We start from the raw sequence: 17,832 nt of genomic DNA, 5'->3' as shown, positions 1-17,832 counted from the left end.
ACCACCGAAAGTGCTCAGGCGACACGGGCCGCCGCGCCCTCTGACGGGAGCGGCATCGCGTCCGGATGCAGGACCGCCGCGATCGCCTCCACCCCGTCGACGAGGCGGGGCCCGGCACGGACGATCAGACCGTCCGCGTCCAGCGCCCAGACCGGGGTGCCGGGGAACTCGCCCGCCACCGCCCGGGCCTGCCCGACCGCACCGTCGAGGTGGAAACCGCACGGCGTGACCAGCACGACGTCCGGCTTCGCCGCGCGCAGGTCGGCGTAGGTGGTCGGCACCGACCGGGCGCCCGGCCGCGCCGCCACCGGCTCCCCGCCGGCGGCCGTGACCAGATCCGGGATCCAGTGCCCGGCGCCGAACGGGGGATCCACCCACTCGACCACCGCGACCCGGGGCCGCGGGCGGCCGGCCACCGCCGTGGCCACCACCGCGAGCCGCGCGCGCAGGGCGTCGACCAGGGCCTCCGCCCGATCCGGTACGCCGGCCCGCGCGCCCACCGCCAGGATCGTGTCGAGGACCTCCGGCAGGGTGTACGGGTCCAGCGACAACACGTCGGCGCGGGCCCCCAGATGGTCGAGGGCCTCGGCGACCTGGCCGGAGGGCAGCGCACACACCCGGCACAGGTCCTGCGTGATGATCAGGTCCGGGTCGAGGCCGGCCAGCGCGTCGGCGTGCAGGGTGTAGAGGTCCTCGCCGGCGGCGGCTCGGGTGCGGACGTACTCGTCGATCTCGCCGGGGCTCATTCCCCGCGTGTCCCGACCGCCCACCACCACGGTAAGGGCGGCCCGGGCGGCGGGCGGCACCTCGCACTCGAAGGTCACCCCGACCAGTTCCGGGCCGAGCCCCAGGGCGTAGACGATCTCCGTCGCGGACGGCAGCAGGGACACCAGACGCATGGGACCATCCTGCCCGGAACCGCCCGCCGGTCGGCGCTCCGGGTCAGGGCAGCGGGCGCGAGATACCCCGGGCGTGGTCCGCGAGGGCCGCGCCGACCACGGTCGCGGTCAGGGGCAGCACCTCCAGGCACCGGCGGACGGCGGCGGCCATCAGCGTGTTCGGCACCCGCATCGACAGCGTGCAGTGCGGCACCCAGCGCCCCGGCCGGTAGTGCTCGGCCAGGGGGACACCGGCCGCCGCCAGTCGGTCGTGGACGAGCCGGTGGTGCGCCAGCAGCTCCTCCGTGGGGGCGACGCCCAGCCACAGCACCCGGCCGACGAACTGCCCGGCGTGCGGGAACTCCAGCCGCAGCGGCGGTGCCACCACCGTGCCGGCCAGCGCCTCGGCCACCCGGTCGGGATCGAAGCGCGGCGCCACGGCGAGGGAGACGTGCGGCCGGTGGCGCTGTTCCAGCAGCGAGCGCATGCTCTGCACACCCTCGGACTCCAGCGCGTCCCACAGCACCCGGATCCGTCGGGTGGCGTCGGTGTCCAGGTAGAGCTCCAGCGCCGCGACCACATGATCACTCTAGGGGCGTGCGGTCGCGGCGTGGTCGGGGGTCACGGCACGATGACCGCGCGGCCCTCCATCGTCCCGTCCTGCATCTTCCGGTACGCGCTGACGGCGTCCTCCAGCGCGAAGGTCGTCGCCTTCGGCTTGACCAGGCCCCGTGCGCCCAGTTCGAGCACCTCGACCAGCTCCGGCCGGCTGCCCCAGTAGGTGGTCTGGATGCTGACCTCGTACGGCACCGAGAAGAACCCGACCGGCAGGGTGCCGCCGCCGATGCCGACGATCGTGAGATCGCCGACCGTGCGGGCGGCGGCCGCGCCGAGCGCCAGGGTCGGGTCCGCGCCCACGAAGTCGAGCACGACGTCGGCGCCGCGGCCCCCGGTGGCCCGCCGGATCTCCTCGGCGGTGTCGGCTCCGGAGAGCATCGTCAGGTCGGCCCCGCATTCCTGGCCCAGCTTCAGCGCCTCCTCGCGGGTGTCCACGGCGATGACCCGGGCGGCGGTGGTGGCCTTGAGGATCTGCACGCCGACGTGACCCAGGCCGCCGACGCCGATGACGACGGCGGTGCTGGTCGGGCCGAGTTTCGCCCAGGACCGGCGGATCGCGTGGTAAGGGGTCAGGCCGGCGTCGGTCAGCGGCGCCGCGAGCACCGGGTCGAGCCCTTCGGGCAGCGGCACGATGTGCCGGTCGTCCGGTACGAGCATGTACTCGGCCATCCCGCCGTCCAACCCGAGTCCGCCACCACCGCCGGGCACCGGGGCGGCGGCCGGGTTCTCGCAGTACGGGTCGACTCCGACCCGGCAGCGGGCGCAGGTCCCGCACCCCCACGGGCCGTACACCGCCACCGGCTGCCCCTGCTCCAGACCGGTCACCCCGTCGCCGAGGGCGTGGACCCAGCCGGCGTTCTCGTGGCCGAGGGTGAACGGCGGGTTCCACGGCACCGTCCCGGCCTCGAAGTCGTGCATCAGGTGCAGGTCGGAGTGGCAGGCACCGGCGCCACCGATCTTCACCACCACCTCACCGGGGCCCGGGGTCGGCTGGTCGACCTCCACCATCTCGGGCTCGGACTTCCAGTCGGGCAACCGCAGCGCGCGCATGTGGACGTCTCCCGTCTTCGTCTTCCCGTCCACCTGTTCGGGTCCCCGCCCACCGACGCCTCAAACGAGTCGCCCGGGGTCGATTCCCCACGCCGCCGCGTCGCGGTCGGCGATGTCACGGTTGGTGCTGCGGGTGGGAGGAGGTCACGCGGAGTCCCGGCCGTCGGCCGCGACCACCCGGTCCAGGGCGGCGTGCACGAGCAGGTGGAACGCCTGCGCCTCGGCGGACGTACCCGGACCGGTGAAGTCCGGCGACCCACTCACCCCGGTGACCAGGCCGTACCGGTCGACCCGTTGGTCCGCCGCCGCGACGAGATCCCGGCCCACCTCGGCGTACGAGGGCGGCAGCCAGCCGTCGGCGACGCCGGTCAACGCGGCGTACGCGAGCATCTGGGCGACGTTGGCCTCACGGAAGGAGGCCGGGTCGTCCAGCACGTCGGGGAAGAGCCCGTCGTCGCCCCGGTGGTCCAGGGCGGCGTCGAGCACGACGCGGGCGTGCCCGGCCAACTCGTCGCGGACGCCGGCCGGCCAGGTGACGCCGAGGCATAGGGCGCGGGCGATGCCGGTGACCACCCAGCCGTTGCCGGTCGCCCAGGGCCGGGGGTGGGTGAGCCGCCCGGTGTCCTCGTCCCAGCGGGCCGCGTACAGGCCGGTGCGCTCGTCGTACAGGCGGCGGCGGTGGCCGGCGACCTGCACGGCGGCGTGGTCGGCGTGCCCGGTCAGAGCGAGCAGGGGCACCACCATGTGCACCGTGTCGGCCCAGACCTGCCGGCTGTCGAGCACGTGGAACAGGGTGCCGTCGGCGGCCCGGGGCGCGCGGGCGACCAGCCAGTCGAGCTGGGCGTCCAGCGCGGCGGCGTAGCGCGGGTCGCCGGTGACCGTCGCGGCGTGCCGGACGGCCTCACCGCACGCGGCCCCGTTGACCGCGCCGTCCTCGCCGACGTCGCCCAGCCGGCCGTCGGCGTGCTGCCGGGTGACCGCCGCGTGGGCCAGCAGCACCACCAACTCGTCGTGGCCGAGGTCGAGCAGCGCCTGCGCGGCCACCCCCTGCTCCCAGGACTGCCGCTGCATGGCGAGCAGCGCCGCCAGCACCCGGGTGGTCGCGTCCTTGGTGTCCATCGCCGCTTCCTCAGCCCACCGGTTCACCCACCGGCCGATCCACGACGCCCGGATCGTCGGGCGCCGGTCCCCGGCCGACCCGGCCCAGGACCAGGTCGACACCGACGAACACCAGGCCGAGCACCCAGAAGGCGACCGCGAAGAGCACCGCGCTGATCCCGACGCCGTCGTAACCCAGCTCGCCCGCGTCGATGAAGGGGTACGGGTAGCGGTCCACCACCAGTCCCCGGACCAGCGCGAACCCCAGGTAGCCGAGGGGGAAGGCCAGCCACCACGCCGCATACCTCGGGCGGAGGCGGCCCCGCCGGTCGAACAGCGCCCAGTCCGCCACCGCGAGCAGCGGCACCACCGTGTGCAGGAACTGGTTGCCCAGCGCCTCACCGAGCGCGCGGTCCGGTTGCGGCATCGCGAACGGGCTGGCGGGGTTGGCCAGCACCAGGTGGTAGACCACGCCGGTGATGGTGATGTAGAGCGTCACCGCGCCCTTGAGCGCCGCCGGCGGCTCCGGGCGGTCCCGCCAGGCCAGCCAACAGGCGTACCCGGCGAAGAGGCCCACGGCGACGTTGCTCTGGATGGTGAAGTAGGGCAGCAGGCCGGTGACCGTGGCCGGCCCGAGCGCGGTGAGGACGATCCCGGCCACCACGCTGATGACGACCGTCAGGCGGAACACGACCGCCGCACGTCGACGCCGCAGACTCATCGGGGCAAGCTACCAGCAGTCCGCCGCCGGGGTCACCGGCCCCGGATCGCAGCCCTGCTCACCAGCCCAGCGTGCCGGGCGCGCCCTTGAACGGGCCGGTGACGTCGCTGGTGATCCAGCCACCGTAGAAGTCGCCGTTGGACCTCGACCTGCTCCCCGTCGACCCGGTGGCAGGGACCCCGCTCAGCCGCCGGCCGAGCGGGTCGGTCGGCTCGGCGTCCGCAGGACGGTGCCGGGTGTGGCCCGGTCGGTGCCGGGCGCGGCCGGGTCGGTGCCGACCGCGCCCGGGTCGGTGCCGACCGCGGTCGGACGGCCGGTCGTCGGCGCCGACGGCTTCTTGGTCGGCGTCGAGGGCTGTTGCGTCTCCGGAGCGGTCGGGCGGGCCGTGGGCTGGTTGCCGGAGCGTGCCGTGGGTGTGCCGCGTGGGGTGCCCGGCGAGGCGGCCAGCACCCTGTCGCAGTAGCCGGCCACCCGGTCACGGCCGCCGGCCGCGCCCACCAGGTCGCCGAAGACCGGGTTGTCCAGCGTCCGGCCGGGCTTGTCCCCGGCGTCCGCCCGGTACGCCGTGCAGAGCCCCACGATGGAGGCGGGCGGCTCCGGCGTCCCGTTCGTGCCGGGCGACGTGGCGGGCCCCTGGCCCGGACCGCTGGGCGCGGCGGTGGCGTCCGGGGCGGCGGAGGACGGTGTCACGGTCGGCGCCGGCGCGCGCAGCGGGTTCGGCAGCACCCCGCCGGCGGCGGCGAAGGCCACCCCGCCGCTGGCGGCGACGAGCGCGCCCGCCACCGCGGCCCGAACGGTGGTGCGACCGAGCCAACGCCGCGCGGTGCGCGGTACGCCGAGCGGGGCGCCGGACCGTGCCCTCCGGTACGCGTCGAGCGCGGCTGCCTCCCCGGCCAGCTCGCCGACCTGCGGAGCGGCGCGGACCGCCGACAGCAGCACGACGAGGGATCGCGAGCCGTCCGGGGCGTCGTCGACCGGACCACCGAGCAGTCGCTCGACGGTTTCCTGGTCCATCCGGTGTGCGTTCATCTCGTGTCGATCAGCGCCGCCGGACGGGCAGACGTCACATGAGGGGTGGTGTGACGCGGGTCAACCGGGCGCCGGGGAGCGTGCCGGGCCGGCACGGCAGGGGGCTCAACCCATGGTCCTCGCCCCGTCGATCGTCTCCCGGATGATGTCGGCGTGGCCGGCGTGCTGCGCCGTCTCGGCGATCAGGTGCAGCACCACCCGGCGGACCGTCCAGCTGGCCCCGGGCTCGAACCAGGGCGCGTCGGGCAGGCGGTGGGCCGTGTCCAGGTCGAGGGTGCCGAGCAGCTCGTCGGTCTCCGCCGCCACCCGGTCGAACTCCCCGAGCAGGCCGGCGAGGGTCTCGCCCTCGACCATCCGGAACTGCCCCAGCCAGTCGACCGGCTCGGCGTTCATCGCCTCGGCGCCACCGACGGCGAAGCGCATCCAGCGCTGCTCCACGGTCGTCACGTGCTTGATCAGACCACCGAGGCACAGCTCGCTGGCCGTGCTGCGGGTCGCGGCCTGCTCGTCGGTGAGCCCGTCGGTCGTCTGCCGGAGGAACCCGCGGTGCCGGCGAAGCGTCTGCACGAGATCGGCACGCTCGCCGGTGGTCAGCTGCTCGGACATGGTCATGGAAGGCACCTCTCGCGTGACGTCACCGACCGGCTCAGGATAGGTCCGCCCACCGACAGGACCGGCTCCCACGCGTCACCCGAGGTGTCCCCACCGGTTGCCGAATGTCCGGTTCGGCGGTCCACTGAATGACATGGGTGTGATTAAGGTGGGCACGTCCTCCTGGGCCGACGCGATGCTGCTGCGGCTCCGGGTGGTACCCGCGCTCGGCGGCCACGCCGGCCGGCCGGCTCGACTGGTACGCGCGACACTTCCCCCTGGTCGAGGTGGACACCTCGTACTACGCCGTGCCGGTGCCGGAGACCACGCACGGCTGGGTCGAGGCCACGCCGGAGGGCTTCACCTTCGACGTCAAGGCGTTCCGCCTCTTCACCGGCCACCCGACCCCGGTCGCGGCCCTGCCGCGGGACCTGCGTCCGACCGGCGGCCCGGAGCGGATCCGGCGGCGGGACCTGCCGGCCGCCGCGTACGACGAGCTGTGGGCCCGGTTCCGCGCGGCGCTGGAGCCGCTCGCGGCGGCCGACCGGCTCGGCGCGGTCCTCCTCCAGTTCCCGCCGTGGCTGGCCCGCGGTGACGCCGCCCGGCGCCGCATCGTGGACCTGGCCGCGCGTTGCCGGCCGTGGCGGGTCGCCGTGGAGCTGCGGCACGGGTCCTGGTTCGACGGTACGGCGGCGCTGGACACGCTGGCCTTCCTGCGCGAGCACGACCTGTCCCACGTGGGCGTGGACATGCCGCAGGGACACCCCTCGTCGGTGCCGCCCATCCTCATGTCCACCGCCGACCTGGCGGTGGTCCGCTTCCACGGCCACAGCACGGGCTGGGACACCGGCGACAAGCAGGAGAAGTTCCGCTACGCGTACGGCGCGGAGGAGCTGCGCCGCTGGGCGGAGCTGCTGACCGACCTGGCCGGGCAGAGCGACGAGCTGCACGTGCTGTTCAACAACTGCTGTGACGACCAGGCGCAGCGCGACGCCGCGAGCCTGGCCGACCTGCTCGGCGTCCTCCCCGCCGGGCCGTACGCGCGAGCCGGCGCCACCTCCTGACCGGCCGGGTTTTCCGGCGGGCCGCTCGGGTACCGCCTGGACTCGGGACGACGGAGGGACGGCACGGATGAGTGACCAGGAGCAGCGGTGGCCGGGCGACGACGCGCCGGGCGTGCCGCAGGACGCGGCGGCGCGGCGCACCCGGGAGGCGCAGGACGCGCACGGCGGCAGCATGGCCCCGGGCCTGGTGGACGACACCGGGCATCCGGTGGTGGACCCGCCGTCGAGTCCGGAGGACGGACCACGCTGACCGGGTGACCGGTCGGTCCAGGTGTGACGCCGGCGGTCCGCCGACGGGGCGGGCCGCCGGCGTCGGTGGCGCCGGACCGGAGTGCCGTCAGGCGGTGGTGGCGTTCAGCGCCGGCAGGTAGCCGGAGGAGTGGCCGCTGGCGTTCGGGTGGTACGACTCGACGACCGGCCAGGTGGTCCCGTTGATCCAGGGGCTGGCCGCGCACACGCCGTGCCCGGCGAACCGGCCGCGTACGTCGACGTAGGTGAAGCCGGCCGCTCCGGCCCGGCTGGAGATGACGCTCGACATGGTGTCCGAGCCGCCGTTGAGCAGGTTGCGCTTGTACTCGCTGATGCTGCCGAAGCCGCACCAGCCCAGCTCGAACAGGCGCGGGTAACCGAGCACCACCACCCGGGCGTACGGTGCCCGGCTGCGGATGGCCCGGTAGGTCTCGTCGAGCCGGCCCGGGAGGGTCGTGGTGATGTAGGCCTTCGCGGTGTTCACCGCGCTGAGGCAACTGCTGTCGCTGCCCAGCCGGCAGGTCGTCACCACGTCGGCGAAGCCGGCGTCGTTGCCGCCGATGGAGATCGTCACCAGGTCGGTGCCGGAGTTCAGCGCACCGAGCTGTCCACTGAGTACCTCCCGGGTGGTGGCGCCCGAGCAGGCGACGAACTGGAAGGTGGCGACGACGTGGGTGTTGGCCCACAGCCGCGGGTACGCCTGAGGGCTCCGCAGGCAGGAGCCGCTGACGCCGTCGTAGTTGTTGGTGCCGACGCCCGAGGAGTACGAGTCGCCGAGGGCCGCGTAGTCGGTGCCGGCGGCGGCGGCGGGGGTGGCGGTGAGGGTGGCCGCGAGCAGGACGCCGGCGGCGAGGCTGCCGAGGGTGGGGAACAGCCGAAGACGCATTCAGGACCTCCGAGGGGATGGGAGGTCCTTGTCGTAACATGTCGTCTACCAGTCGGTAACATTTCTGGGCGGCAATTCGGCGCGAGCCGCGAAAGTGGCCGCCCCGGGTTGCGGATCGGGCGCTTATCGAAGATCGTGGATGCGTACGTGTCCGGAGCCGGACGGGTGGCGGTGGCACGCGGACATGCCGCGACCGCCCGGGCAGAGCCCGGACGGTCGCGATGTCAGGTCGTACGGCGGGTCAGGTCAACGCGTCCACGTCGATCAGTACCCAACCCCGCTACCCGTTGGCGGGCCGCAGGCAGTCGTCAGGAGCGCCGGCCCCGGGTCCGCAGCGCGTCCTCGGACCTCTCTCCGATGTCGGCGTCGTCCGGGAACGACCGCCTCGACGGCGCCGGATCCGGCGGCGCGCCCGGCCCGACCACCGGCGTACGCGTGGGCTCCACCGGGCCGAAGCCATGGCGGCCGGCGGGGCCGGTCGGCGCACCGGGCTCCCCGGCGCGGCGGTCCCCGCGCCGCCCCTCCGGTACGGCGGTCTCCTCGCTGCCCTCGTCCATCGGGTCGTGCGCACCCACACCCCAGGGCGGGTCCGCGTCGAAGCCGTCCCGCGTGATCCACGGGTTGTTGGCCTCGGGTTCACGCCCGTCCCCGCCGCCGCGTCCACTGTTCGCCGTCATGGCCACCTCGCTGCTCGGTCCGCCCGTACCGCCGCCGATTGCCCGGCGAAGGCCCCGTCATGCGTGCCACCCTGACCGAACAGCGGCGCAACTTCGGGGAAGATGTCCCCTCCCCGGCGCCGGAGGCAGCAACTCCCACGAAGTTGTCGCCGTCGCGGCGCAGCGCCGCCGACCGGCGGGGACGCGGGCGCCGGGCGGCGTCCCGTCGCCGAGGAGTCGACGGGACGCCGCCCGGTTGCCGGCCCCGCGTCAGTCGCGGCCGGAATGCGCCTTCTTCCGGCCGGCAGCCATGCCGGCCATGGTGGTGAGCTTCCCTATCGTCCCCATCTTCCGCATTCCCCTGGCCGAGCCCATCGAGCCGGCCCGGCCGAACACTCCCCGGAACACCTGTCCCGGCTTCTGCTGCTCGCCCATGTACGCGGTCATCACGATCAGCGCACCGGTGATCGCCGGAACCGCCCACTGGAGAAGCTTCATCTGCCGTTGGGTCGACGCGACGTTCGACGGTGTCTGGTGGTTCGGCTCGGTCGTGCCCTCGACCGGCGGGTTGCCGGCCTTCTCCAGCCGCATGCCGAGCAGTCTGCTGTATCCCGTCACCGCCAGCGCGCCGACCGTCAGAGCGGTCTTGAGCGAGCTGGCCCGGGCCACGCCGGCCTGCGAGGCCACCCGGGGGCTCTCGGTGACCAGTTCGCCGACGGCCCCTGCCAGGTGCGCGCCGATGGCCGCGGCGTTGACCGGGGTCCACCGGGCCCAGCCGGCCGAGGCCACCGGCAGTCGTTGAGTCGAGTCGTTGATCTGTGCCGCCGCGCCGTTGACGCCGAAAGCCCCCATGAGGGAGCCCCCGAACCAGGCCGCCAGGCCCAGATCGTGCATCGAGCGCAGTGCGGTGTGCCGTTCGGACATCTGATCCCCTTCCACCGTGTCGGGCGGTGCGGCTTACCCACCGCCCGACCGGCTAATCCCGTCCCTCACCAGCCGATACGACGCATCCGGTTCCGGCCCGGCCGGATCGCCGACGACCCTTTCCGTCGGCAAGCCACGTCGGTGGGCAGGAGTCCTCCGGTCGGTATCGGGTAGGTCGCAGGGCCGAACCAGCCGAGGGAAGGGGAAGAGGATGTCCCAGCCGGAGGAGAGTCGGGAGAAGACCGCCTCGACCGACGCGGTGCTGATGCACCCCGACAACGACCCGCGGAAGACGACGGCGCAGGTGCCACCGCCGGCCGAGCACGGGGAGACCCGGGTGGAGCGGAACGGCGAGATGGTGCCGGTGGAGACCGACGAGTGAGTGTTAACAGGGGACCCGTGCTCTACACGAGGCGTTAACGGGGGGCCCTTCCTTACACCTCGGCCGCGAAGCGGGCCACGCGCTGGGCCAGCGGCGCGCTGGCGCGTACCCAGGTGAAGTGGTCCATGCGGGCACCGGCTTCGGCCTCGGTGTAGCGCTCGCGCGTGACGGGCGCCGCGACCAGCTTCCCGCAGAGGTGGTCGAGCGTCTCGTGGGGCGTGTACTGGTCGTGGTCCACGCTGACCGCGAGAACCGGGGTGCGGATCCCCCGCACGGCGGCCTCGGTGTCCACCCCGTCCAGGTGCGGGAAGCGGCCGGTCCGCGCGGTGTGCGCCCAGTCCCGGATCACGCCGCGCGCCTGCCGGCCGCCGAAACCCCAGCCGGGCCACACGCCGAGCAGCCGGGCCGCCGCCGCGATGCCCTGCGTGTACGGCAGGACGCCGTACCCGCGCGCGCCGGGGTAGAGGCGCCACCAGGGCAGGCCCACCGCGACCAGCGCGAGGCCGTCCACCTCGTGCCCCTCGGTCAGCGCGAGGTGTAGCACGGACGCCTGCCCGCCGAGCGAGTGCCCGAGCAGCACCGTCTTCCGTCCGTCGCGCAGCGGCTTCAGGGCGGCGAGCGCCGCGCCGATGTCGGTGACCAGTTCCGCGTAGCCGTAGCGGCAGGCCCGGCTGGGTGTGGGGGTGCTCTCGCCGGTGCCCCGGAGGTCGGCCACCGCCACGGTCAGGCCGGCGTCGCGCAGCGCGGCGGCGAACGGGCGGTAGTAGCGGGCACGGACCCCCATCGCCGGCATGATCAGCACCAGCGGGGCGTCGGTAACGCCGTCCGGCTCCGGGTACACCTGAAGGCCGATCCGGGCGCCGTCGACCTCGACGAACTCCTGCCGGTACTCCACCGTCGCGTTCACCGCACCAGGCTAATGCTCTTACCTACCGGCGGGTAACCACCGGTGACCGCCGTCACCCGACCGGGGACACGTCCCGTGTCCGCTGGTCACGTGGCCGGGGGACCGCGTCCGCCGCGCGGGCGCCGCGTTCGACCCGGTCGACCGCCGCGAGCACGTCCGGCACGTCGAGCGCCGCCAGCGCCGGATGCGGTACGGCGTCCGCGTGCGCGCCCCGGTACGGCCCGGTCCACAGCGCCTCGTGCCACGGCCGGTCCGGTGGTGGTCCCCAGTGGGCGGGGCTGGCGGGTCCGAAGAGGAGGACCGACGGGGTGCGGTAGGCGGTGGCGAGGTGCGCGATGCCGGTGTCGCCGGAGATGAGGAGGCGGGCGTGGGCGGTGAGGGTGGCGAGGTCGTGCAGGTCGGTGTGGCCGGCGAGGACGACCTCGGCGGGGAGTCCGGCGAGGCGGGCGACCTGATCGGCGCTCGGCCGCTCGCTGCGGTTGCCGGTGACCACGACATGGTGGCCGGCGGCGGTCAGGTGCCGGGCGACGGCCGCGAACCGCTCCGGCGGCCAGCGCCGCTGGGGCGCCTTCGCCCCCGGGTGCAGGATCGTGACCCCGGTCGGCAGGCCGTCCGGGGCGGGGCGGCGCAGCGCCAGGTCGCTCCGGTCGGCGGGGAACCCGTACCAGGCCAGCAGCCGGCACCACCGGTCGACCTCGTGCTCGTCGGCCCGCCAGGGTGGCCCGTTGTGGTGGTCGGCCTCGTCGTTGGCGAAGGCGAGCAGTCGGCCGGGTCGGGTGGCGGCGAGCATGCGGTGCGACTGCGGCCCGCGGCCGTGCAGGTTCACCGCGAGGTCGGGGGTGGGGCCGGTCCACTCCAGGGGGCCCAGGCCGGGGGCGTCGACCAGCCGGTCGACGCCCCCGATGAGGTTGACCAGGGGGGTGAGCCACCCCGGCGCGATCAGGGTGAGTTCCTGGTCCGGGTGGGCGGCTCGGATGGCGCGCAGGGCGGGTGTGGTGGTGGCGAGGTCGCCGACGCCGAGGGCGCGGAGGACGAGGATCACGGGTAGGAGGATTCCTGTTCGGCGCAGACGATCATTTCGCGGACGGCGCAGCCGGGGGGTTGGGTGAGGGCGAACATGATGGCGGCGGCGGTGTCGGTGGGGTCGTTGAGGATGGCGTCGGGGCCGGGTTTGTACTGGTCGTCGCGGTCGTCGAAGAAGGCGGTGCGCATGCCGCCGGGGATGAGCAGGGTGACGCCGACGCGGCCGGCGAGTTCGGCGGCGAGGGCGCGGGTGAATCCGACGACGCCGAACTTCGCCGCGCAGTAGGCGGTGGCGTCACTGACGGCCTTGATTCCGAGCGTCGACGCCACCGTCACCACCGTCCCGTGCGACCGCTCCAGCTCGGGCAGCGCCGCCCGGATCACCGCGGCGGTGCCCAGCAGGTTGATCCCGACGATCCGGTCCCAGGTGTCACCGGGGACGTCGCCGAGCCGGCCCGGCACGTCCATGCCGGCGGCGGTGACCACCCCGTCCAGGCCACCGGCCTGCTCGGCGAGCTGCCGGGTGGCCGCCTCGGCCGCCCGGCTGTCGGCCAGGTCGCACTCGACCCACGGCACCCCGTCGGCGGGCGGCTGCCGGTCCAGCACGTACGGCCGGCCGCCGGCCTTCGTCACGGCGGCGACCACGGCCGCGCCGAGCCCGCTCGACCCGCCGGTGACCAGGATGGCCGAGGAGTTCAGATCCCTGCTCATGCTGCTCCCTTGATCAGACGTGTGCCGCGCTGGCGCGCGGCGGTGATGGTGGCGGTGGTGGACCGGCCGGCCAGGTACGGCACGGTGACGACGCGGCCGCCCCAGCCCCGGACCAGCTCGGCCTCGGGCAGTTCCGGTGCGCCGTCACCGGCGTAGTCCCCGCCCTTGACCCAGACGTCCGGGCGCAGGCGGGACAGCACCATGTGCGGGGTGGGCTCGTCGAAGACCACCACCGCGTCCACGCAGTCCAGCGCGGCCAGCAAACGTGCCCGGTCGGCTTCGGTGTTCAGCGGCCGTTCCGGGCCCTTCAGCCCTCGGACGCTGCGGTCGGAGTTCAGGCAGACGACGAGGGCGTCGCCGAGCCGCCGGGCGGCCTGGAGGGTGGCGACGTGCCCGGCGTGCAGGATGTCGAAGCAGCCGCCGGTGGCGACGACCGTGCCGCCGTCGGCGCGTACCCTCGCCACGACGTCCTCGGCGGAGCCCGCCGGGACCGACGGCCCCTGGTCCTCCGGCTGCCGGTGCAGTCCCGCCGCCCCGCCGGCCGCGACGTACGCGGACGCGGCGGCGACCGCCTCGCCGACGGCCTCGGAGACCAGCGCCCCGCCGGCGAGCGCGGTGGCCGCGGCGGCGGCGAACCGGTCCCCGGCCCCGCAGGTGTCCTCGACGCTGTCCACCTCCGACGGTGGTGGCATCACCAGCGGGGTGCTGCCGGAGTGGCAGAGCACCGCCCCTTCCGGGCCCATGGTCACCGCGACCGCGCCCACCCGCCAGCGTCGGCGCAGCTCGTGGCCGGCGCGGGTCGCGGTGGACAGCGCCGAGCCGGCACCGGCGTCGCCGGTGAGCTGGCGCAGCTCGGCCAGGTTCGGCGTGACCAGCCGGGCGCCCGCCACGGCGGCCGGTCCCTTCGGGTGCGGGTCCCACACCACCGGGGCGGACGCGTCGGCCAGCGCCGCGCGCAGCGTCGGCTGCCGCAGCAGACCCCGGCCGTAGTCGCTGGCCAGGACCGCACCGGCGGAGGCGATGACCTCCAGCGCCGCCTCCGGCGGCTCACCGGGTGCCTGCGGGGCGCCGCCCCGGTCCAGCCGCAGCAGCGTCTGCCCACCGGCGCGCAGCCGGATCTTCTCGGCGGTGGCACCGGGCATGCGCAGCGGGTAGAGGCGGACCCCGGCGGCGGTCAGCAGCTCGGCGATGCGCGCGGCGGCCGGGTCGTCGGCGAGGGCGGTCACCAGCGCGACATCGGTGCCGTGCGCGGCGGCGAGCAGCGCGGCGAGACCGGCGCCGCCGGGCCGGTCGGTGGCCGACCGCTCGTCGAGCACCGGAACCGGCGCGTCCGGGCAGACCCGGTTGACCGCGCCGCTCACGTCCCGGTCCAGCAGCGCGTCGCCGACCACCACCAGCGGGCCGCTCACGACGCCACCCCTTCGGCTCCCCGGCCGTTGCTCCCGTGGCCGTTGGCGCCGTGGCCGTTGGTGCCGCGGCCGTTCCCGTTCAAGCCGTTCGGGCTGTGCCCGTTGGCGCCGTGGCCGTGGCTGCCGGCGGCGGCGAGGGCGCGACCGTCCAGGCCGAACCGGTCGGCCAGCCCGACCCCGCGCGGTGCCGGCGGGGCCATCCGCGGCAGGTCCCGCACCAGCGGCAGGGCCTGCTCGACGTACTCGCAGAGCAGGTGGCTGGAGACGAGGTGCAGTTCCTGGACGACCTGGCTGTCCGGGGAGGGGACGGCGAGGGTGTCGTCGCAGAGCTCGGCGAGCGGATTCGGCGCCGGGCCGGTGAAGGCCCACGTCCGCACCCCGGTGTCGCGGGCGGCGTGGGTGGCGTGCAGGAGGTTGGGGCTGGCGCCGCTGGTGGACATGAGCAGGAGGATGTCGCCGGGGCGGCCGTGGGCGCGGACCTGGCGGGCGTAGATGTGGTCGTATCCGTAGTCGTTGCCGATCGCGGTGAGGGCGCTGGTTTCGGCGTGCAGGGCGATGGCGGACAGGGGTTGGCGGTCGTCGTGGAGTTTGCCGACGAGTTCGGCGGTGAGGTGTTGGGCTTCGGCGGCGCTGCCGCCGTTGCCGGCCACCAGCAGCCGTCCGCCGCGGGCCAGGGTCCAGGCGAGTTCGGTGCCCCAGGTGGAGAGGCGTTCGGCGGCCTGCCGGTAGGGCAGCAGCGCGGCGGCCAGGTTCGCCAGGTGACTGTCGAGGTGGGAGAGGCTCATCAGGCCACCGCCGGTGCGGGACGGGCGACCGTGCTGACCGCGGCGTAGACCGCGCCCAACTGCTCGGCGCAGCGCTTCCAGGAGTACCGGCTGCGGATCCGGTCCAGCGCCGCCGTCGCGTACGCGAACCGGCGCACCCGGTCGGCGAGCAGCCGGCGGACGGCCGCGCCGAGCGTGCGGGGGTCGCGGGGCGGCACGAGGTCCCCGGTCAGGCCGTGCACCACCGTGTCGGAGATGCCGCCGACGTCGGTGCCGACGACGGGCACCCCGCAGGCCATCGCCTCCAGCGGGGTCAGGCCGAACGGCTCGTACCAGGGGGCGGCGACCAGCAGGTCCGCCGACCGGTACCAGCGGCCCATCTCCTCGCGGGGCACGGCACCGACCAGCTTCACCCGGTCGGCCACCCCGCACGCCTCGGCGAGGGCGGTGAGCCGGCGGGCGTAGCCGTCGGCGGGCAGCAGCTCGGCCGGCGGACCGCCGACCACCATGCACTCCGCGTCCGGCACGGCCGGCAGCGCCCGGACGACCTCCTGGAAGCCCTTGCGCTCCACCATGCGACCGACGGTGATGATCCGGGGGCGGGCAGGGTCGCGCGGGACCACCGGACCGTCGGGACGGAACATCTCCTCGTTGACGCCGGAGGGGACCAGCGCCATCCGGGACCGGGGCACACCCAGCCGCAGCAGCTCACCGATCTCGTCCTGGCACTGCACGATGACCCGGTCCACGGCCCGGCCCAACGCCCGTTCGTACCCGATCCGGCCGGGTGGACTGGTGTCCCGGGCGCCCTGGTGGCGCTTCTTGACGGTGCCCAGCGCGTGGTACGTCAGCACCACCGGCACCCCGGTCCGCCGCCCCGCGTGCAGGGTGGCCAGACCGCTCATCCAGAAGTGGGCGTGCGCCACGTGCGGCGTCCAGCTGCCGTCGCGCCACTGACCGGCCAGCCAGCGCCCGAACTCGCCCATGTACGGCAGCAGCTCGTCCTTCGGCACCCGCAGGGCCGGGCCGGCCGGCACGTGGCACACCTGGTAGCCGTGCGGGGCGTCGACGGTCTCCGGCAGGGCGGTGGAGTCGCGGCGGGTGTAGACGCGGACGTCGTGCCCCTCGCCGGCCAGCGCCGCCGCCAGCTCGGCCACGTGGGTGTTCTGCCCACCCGCGTCCTCCTCGCCGAGGACGGCGAGGGGGCTGGCGTGTTCCGAGATCATCGCGATGCGCATGTTTCCTCCTCGATCAGCCGGTCCCAGTCGGCGAGGAACCGGTCGAGCCCGAACCGTTCCTTCGCCACGTCGCGAGCGCGTGCCCCCAGGCGGGAGGCCGCGTCGCGGTCGGTCATGAGCCATCGGGCCGCCTCGACCAGGGTGTCCACCCGGGTGGAGAGCACCCCCGCGTCGGCCGGCACGGCGTCCACCGCCTCGGTCGTGGCCAGGGCCACCACCGGCATCCCCATCGCCATCGCCTCGATGAGGCTGAGGCCCAGGGACGTCCACCGGCAGAGGTGCAGGTACGCCCGCCGCCGGGCCACCTCGGCGTGCATCCGGTCCTGCGGGACGTCGTCGTGGCCGGTGACCGCGAGCCCGGGCCCGCCGCCGGGGGCCCGCGCCAGCGCGTCCGGCAGACCGGCGACCCCCATCCCGAACACGTCCAGCGGCGCCACCCGCGCGAAGCGGGGCATGAGGTCGGTGCCGGTCACCCGCCAGCGGCGTACCGGCTCGTTGGTCACCACCGCGAGCCGGTCCAGCTCGCCGGTCCACTCGACCCGGGGCGGCACGATGCCGTGCTCGACCACGGTGGTGCGGGTGGCACCGGTGTCCCAGAAAAGCTCGTTGAAGTGGGTGACGTGGGCGATGAGGAGGTCGTCGCGGTCGGCGAGGGGGTGGCGGCTGTGGGGGACGTTGCCGTCTTTGGGGGTGTTGTGTTCGACGTAGATGGCGGGGAGGTCGCGGCCGGGGGTGCGGCCGGTCCACTGGTGGGTGAGGTCGATCTCTTCGGGGCGTTGGAGGACGACGAGGTCGACGTCGGTGGATCGCAACTGCTCGGGTGTGATTTCGACGGCGGTGTCGGGCCAGGGGTAGGTGCGGGCGCGGCCGAGGCCGTAGGGGCCGCGGTCGGGGGTGACCGGGATGAGGTAGCGGTGTGTGCCGTGCACGAACGAGGTCGTCCAGGAGCCGTGCACGTGCCAGAGCAGAATGTTCATGCCTCTCCTCAGCAGGTGTCTCGGGTGGGGTCAGGTGGACGGGGTCAACAGGTGCACCGCGTCCACCACCTCGCCCGGGTCGAGCCCGGTGAGGCAGGGATGGTCGGGGATCGGGCAGGTTGCGGCGCGGGTGTCGCGGCACGGGGCGGCGGCGTCGCCGAGGCGTACGGTCGGCACGCCCCAGGGGCCCCACTGTCCGAAGGGGACGGTCGGGGCGAAGAGACTCACCACTGGCGTGCCGACCGCCGCGGCCAGGTGTGCGGGGCCGGTGTTGCCGACGACCAGGCACCGGGCGCGGGCGAGCACCCGGGCGAGGGCCGGCAGTGGTGTCCGGCCGCCCAGGTCCACCGCGACGTCACCGGCGACGTGGGCGGTCAGGTCGCGTTCGTCGGGTCCGCCGGTGACCACGACACGGTGGCCGGCGGCGGCCAGCGCGGCGACGATGTCGGCGCAGCGCTGCGGTGGGCAGGCCCGCGCGGAGACCGACGCGCCGGGGTGCACCACCACGTAGCCGGGTTCGGTGAGCGCCGGGTGCGGCAGGTCGTCCGCCGCGACGTCGGGTCGCAGGCGGAGGGTGGGTCGGTCGTCATCGGGCAGGGTGAACCCGGCCGCGGCGGCCAGGGACAGGGCCCGTTCCGGCTCCGGCACACCGACGGG

General features: G+C 74.8%; 20 protein-coding genes and 1 pseudogene. 3 read left to right on the top strand and 18 right to left on the bottom strand.

The window, feature by feature from the left end:
* Positions 1-14 precede the first annotated feature (14 nt).
* From ACIBR0_RS27980 to ACIBR0_RS27950, 7 genes are all read right to left on the bottom strand, one after another.
* Complete coding sequence (locus ACIBR0_RS27980) at positions 15-899, bottom strand: ABC transporter substrate-binding protein (RefSeq protein ID WP_396720577.1); 885 nt, start codon at positions 897-899, stop codon at positions 15-17.
* Between the two features lie 43 nt (positions 900-942).
* Positions 943-1,458, bottom strand: coding sequence for a 2'-5' RNA ligase family protein (locus ACIBR0_RS27975; protein WP_357040529.1), 516 nt, complete (start codon positions 1,456-1,458; stop codon positions 943-945).
* Between the two features lie 41 nt (positions 1,459-1,499).
* Positions 1,500-2,579, bottom strand: coding sequence for an NAD(P)-dependent alcohol dehydrogenase (locus ACIBR0_RS27970; protein ID WP_396720575.1), 1,080 nt, complete (start codon positions 2,577-2,579; stop codon positions 1,500-1,502).
* A gap of 111 nt (positions 2,580-2,690) precedes the next feature.
* Positions 2,691-3,665 (bottom strand): glycoside hydrolase family 88 protein, encoded by a 975-nt coding sequence (locus ACIBR0_RS27965; protein ID WP_396720573.1) that lies wholly within the window; start codon positions 3,663-3,665, stop codon positions 2,691-2,693.
* 10 nt (positions 3,666-3,675) lie between these two features.
* Positions 3,676-4,365, bottom strand: a complete 690-nt coding sequence (locus ACIBR0_RS27960; protein WP_396720571.1) for a Pr6Pr family membrane protein — start codon at positions 4,363-4,365, stop codon at positions 3,676-3,678.
* Between the two features lie 183 nt (positions 4,366-4,548).
* Positions 4,549-5,379 carry a hypothetical protein gene (locus tag ACIBR0_RS27955; protein WP_396720569.1) on the bottom strand — a complete coding sequence of 277 codons (831 nt, stop codon included), beginning with the start codon at positions 5,377-5,379 and terminating at the stop codon, positions 4,549-4,551.
* Positions 5,380-5,499: 120 nt separating this feature from the next.
* Entirely contained in the window at positions 5,500-6,006 is a 507-nt protein-coding gene (locus ACIBR0_RS27950) for a DinB family protein (RefSeq protein WP_396720567.1), read from the bottom strand.
* Between the two features lie 133 nt (positions 6,007-6,139).
* Here ACIBR0_RS27950 and ACIBR0_RS27945 point away from each other — a divergent pair.
* Both ACIBR0_RS27945 and ACIBR0_RS27940 read left to right on the top strand, forming a co-directional pair.
* Positions 6,140-7,049: pseudogene (locus ACIBR0_RS27945) on the top strand (DUF72 domain-containing protein).
* A gap of 67 nt (positions 7,050-7,116) precedes the next feature.
* On the top strand, positions 7,117-7,299 hold the full coding sequence (locus ACIBR0_RS27940; RefSeq protein WP_396720565.1) for a hypothetical protein: 183 nt from the start codon (positions 7,117-7,119) through the stop codon (positions 7,297-7,299).
* Between the two features lie 87 nt (positions 7,300-7,386).
* On the opposite strand, the gene ACIBR0_RS27935 is transcribed toward ACIBR0_RS27940, so the two are convergent.
* From ACIBR0_RS27935 to ACIBR0_RS27925, 3 genes are all read right to left on the bottom strand, one after another.
* A complete protein-coding gene (locus ACIBR0_RS27935) occupies positions 7,387-8,184 on the bottom strand; it encodes an SGNH/GDSL hydrolase family protein (protein WP_396720563.1) in 798 nt (265 codons plus the stop codon).
* Between the two features lie 308 nt (positions 8,185-8,492).
* Positions 8,493-8,861, bottom strand: coding sequence for a hypothetical protein (locus ACIBR0_RS27930; protein ID WP_396720561.1), 369 nt, complete (start codon positions 8,859-8,861; stop codon positions 8,493-8,495).
* A 249-nt stretch (positions 8,862-9,110) separates the two neighbouring features.
* Positions 9,111-9,764 carry a hypothetical protein gene (locus ACIBR0_RS27925; protein WP_396720559.1) on the bottom strand — a complete coding sequence of 218 codons (654 nt, stop codon included), beginning with the start codon at positions 9,762-9,764 and terminating at the stop codon, positions 9,111-9,113.
* A gap of 211 nt (positions 9,765-9,975) precedes the next feature.
* Between ACIBR0_RS27925 and ACIBR0_RS27920 the strand changes: the two genes are divergently transcribed.
* Positions 9,976-10,146 carry a hypothetical protein gene (locus ACIBR0_RS27920; RefSeq protein ID WP_357041011.1) on the top strand — a complete coding sequence of 57 codons (171 nt, stop codon included), beginning with the start codon at positions 9,976-9,978 and terminating at the stop codon, positions 10,144-10,146.
* A 52-nt stretch (positions 10,147-10,198) separates the two neighbouring features.
* On the opposite strand, the gene ACIBR0_RS27915 is transcribed toward ACIBR0_RS27920, so the two are convergent.
* From ACIBR0_RS27915 to ACIBR0_RS27880, 8 genes are all read right to left on the bottom strand, one after another.
* Positions 10,199-11,053 carry an alpha/beta fold hydrolase gene (locus ACIBR0_RS27915; protein ID WP_396720557.1) on the bottom strand — a complete coding sequence of 285 codons (855 nt, stop codon included), beginning with the start codon at positions 11,051-11,053 and terminating at the stop codon, positions 10,199-10,201.
* A 52-nt stretch (positions 11,054-11,105) separates the two neighbouring features.
* Positions 11,106-12,095: a glycosyltransferase family 9 protein gene (locus ACIBR0_RS27910; protein ID WP_396720555.1), complete on the bottom strand. Its 990-nt coding sequence runs from the start codon at positions 12,093-12,095 to the stop codon at positions 11,106-11,108.
* A complete protein-coding gene (locus tag ACIBR0_RS27905) occupies positions 12,092-12,787 on the bottom strand; it encodes an SDR family oxidoreductase (protein WP_396720553.1) in 696 nt (231 codons plus the stop codon). Before ACIBR0_RS27905 ends, ACIBR0_RS27910 begins: the two co-directional genes overlap by 4 nt.
* Entirely contained in the window at positions 12,784-14,196 is a 1,413-nt protein-coding gene (locus ACIBR0_RS27900; protein WP_396720551.1) for a PfkB family carbohydrate kinase, read from the bottom strand. The genes ACIBR0_RS27905 and ACIBR0_RS27900 overlap by 4 nt, the downstream gene beginning before the upstream one ends.
* Positions 14,193-14,981, bottom strand: coding sequence for an SIS domain-containing protein (locus ACIBR0_RS27895; RefSeq protein WP_396720549.1), 789 nt, complete (start codon positions 14,979-14,981; stop codon positions 14,193-14,195). The genes ACIBR0_RS27900 and ACIBR0_RS27895 overlap by 4 nt, the downstream gene beginning before the upstream one ends.
* Complete coding sequence (locus ACIBR0_RS27890; protein ID WP_396720547.1) at positions 14,981-16,198, bottom strand: glycosyltransferase; 1,218 nt, start codon at positions 16,196-16,198, stop codon at positions 14,981-14,983. Before ACIBR0_RS27890 ends, ACIBR0_RS27895 begins: the two co-directional genes overlap by 1 nt.
* A complete protein-coding gene (locus ACIBR0_RS27885) occupies positions 16,183-17,175 on the bottom strand; it encodes a glycosyltransferase (RefSeq protein ID WP_396720545.1) in 993 nt (330 codons plus the stop codon). Before ACIBR0_RS27885 ends, ACIBR0_RS27890 begins: the two co-directional genes overlap by 16 nt.
* A 30-nt stretch (positions 17,176-17,205) precedes the next feature.
* Positions 17,206-17,832 (bottom strand): glycosyltransferase family 9 protein (locus ACIBR0_RS27880; protein ID WP_396720543.1); only part of this gene is annotated, 627 nt, incomplete at its 5' end.

Source organism: Micromonospora sp. NPDC049497 (assembly GCF_044465805.1).
Classification (GTDB): Bacteria; Actinomycetota; Actinomycetes; order Mycobacteriales; family Micromonosporaceae; genus Micromonospora.
The sequence above is the reverse complement of the archived record's forward strand: the minus strand, read 5'-3'. Positions and strand labels throughout refer to the sequence as shown.

Excerpts from the sequence above, each read along its gene's own strand:
- ACIBR0_RS27950 (WP_396720567.1), bottom strand. The coding sequence starts at position 6,006 with ATGACCATGTCCGAGCAGCTGACCACCGGCGAGCGTGCCGATCTCGTG.
- ACIBR0_RS27885 (WP_396720545.1), bottom strand. The coding sequence starts at position 17,175 with ATGAACATTCTGCTCTGGCACGTGCACGGCTCCTGGACGACCTCGTTC.
- ACIBR0_RS27895 (WP_396720549.1), bottom strand. The coding sequence starts at position 14,981 with ATGAGCCTCTCCCACCTCGACAGTCACCTGGCGAACCTGGCCGCCGCG.
- ACIBR0_RS27930 (WP_396720561.1), bottom strand. The coding sequence starts at position 8,861 with ATGACGGCGAACAGTGGACGCGGCGGCGGGGACGGGCGTGAACCCGAG.
- ACIBR0_RS27980 (WP_396720577.1), bottom strand. The coding sequence starts at position 899 with ATGCGTCTGGTGTCCCTGCTGCCGTCCGCGACGGAGATCGTCTACGCC.
- ACIBR0_RS27920 (WP_357041011.1), top strand. The coding sequence starts at position 9,976 with ATGTCCCAGCCGGAGGAGAGTCGGGAGAAGACCGCCTCGACCGACGCG.
- ACIBR0_RS27905 (WP_396720553.1), bottom strand. The coding sequence starts at position 12,787 with ATGAGCAGGGATCTGAACTCCTCGGCCATCCTGGTCACCGGCGGGTCG.
- ACIBR0_RS27940 (WP_396720565.1), top strand. The coding sequence starts at position 7,117 with ATGAGTGACCAGGAGCAGCGGTGGCCGGGCGACGACGCGCCGGGCGTG.
- ACIBR0_RS27890 (WP_396720547.1), bottom strand. The coding sequence starts at position 16,198 with ATGCGCATCGCGATGATCTCGGAACACGCCAGCCCCCTCGCCGTCCTC.
- ACIBR0_RS27965 (WP_396720573.1), bottom strand. The coding sequence starts at position 3,665 with ATGGACACCAAGGACGCGACCACCCGGGTGCTGGCGGCGCTGCTCGCC.
- ACIBR0_RS27925 (WP_396720559.1), bottom strand. The coding sequence starts at position 9,764 with ATGTCCGAACGGCACACCGCACTGCGCTCGATGCACGATCTGGGCCTG.
- ACIBR0_RS27960 (WP_396720571.1), bottom strand. The coding sequence starts at position 4,365 with ATGAGTCTGCGGCGTCGACGTGCGGCGGTCGTGTTCCGCCTGACGGTC.
- ACIBR0_RS27955 (WP_396720569.1), bottom strand. The coding sequence starts at position 5,379 with ATGGACCAGGAAACCGTCGAGCGACTGCTCGGTGGTCCGGTCGACGAC.
- ACIBR0_RS27935 (WP_396720563.1), bottom strand. The coding sequence starts at position 8,184 with ATGCGTCTTCGGCTGTTCCCCACCCTCGGCAGCCTCGCCGCCGGCGTC.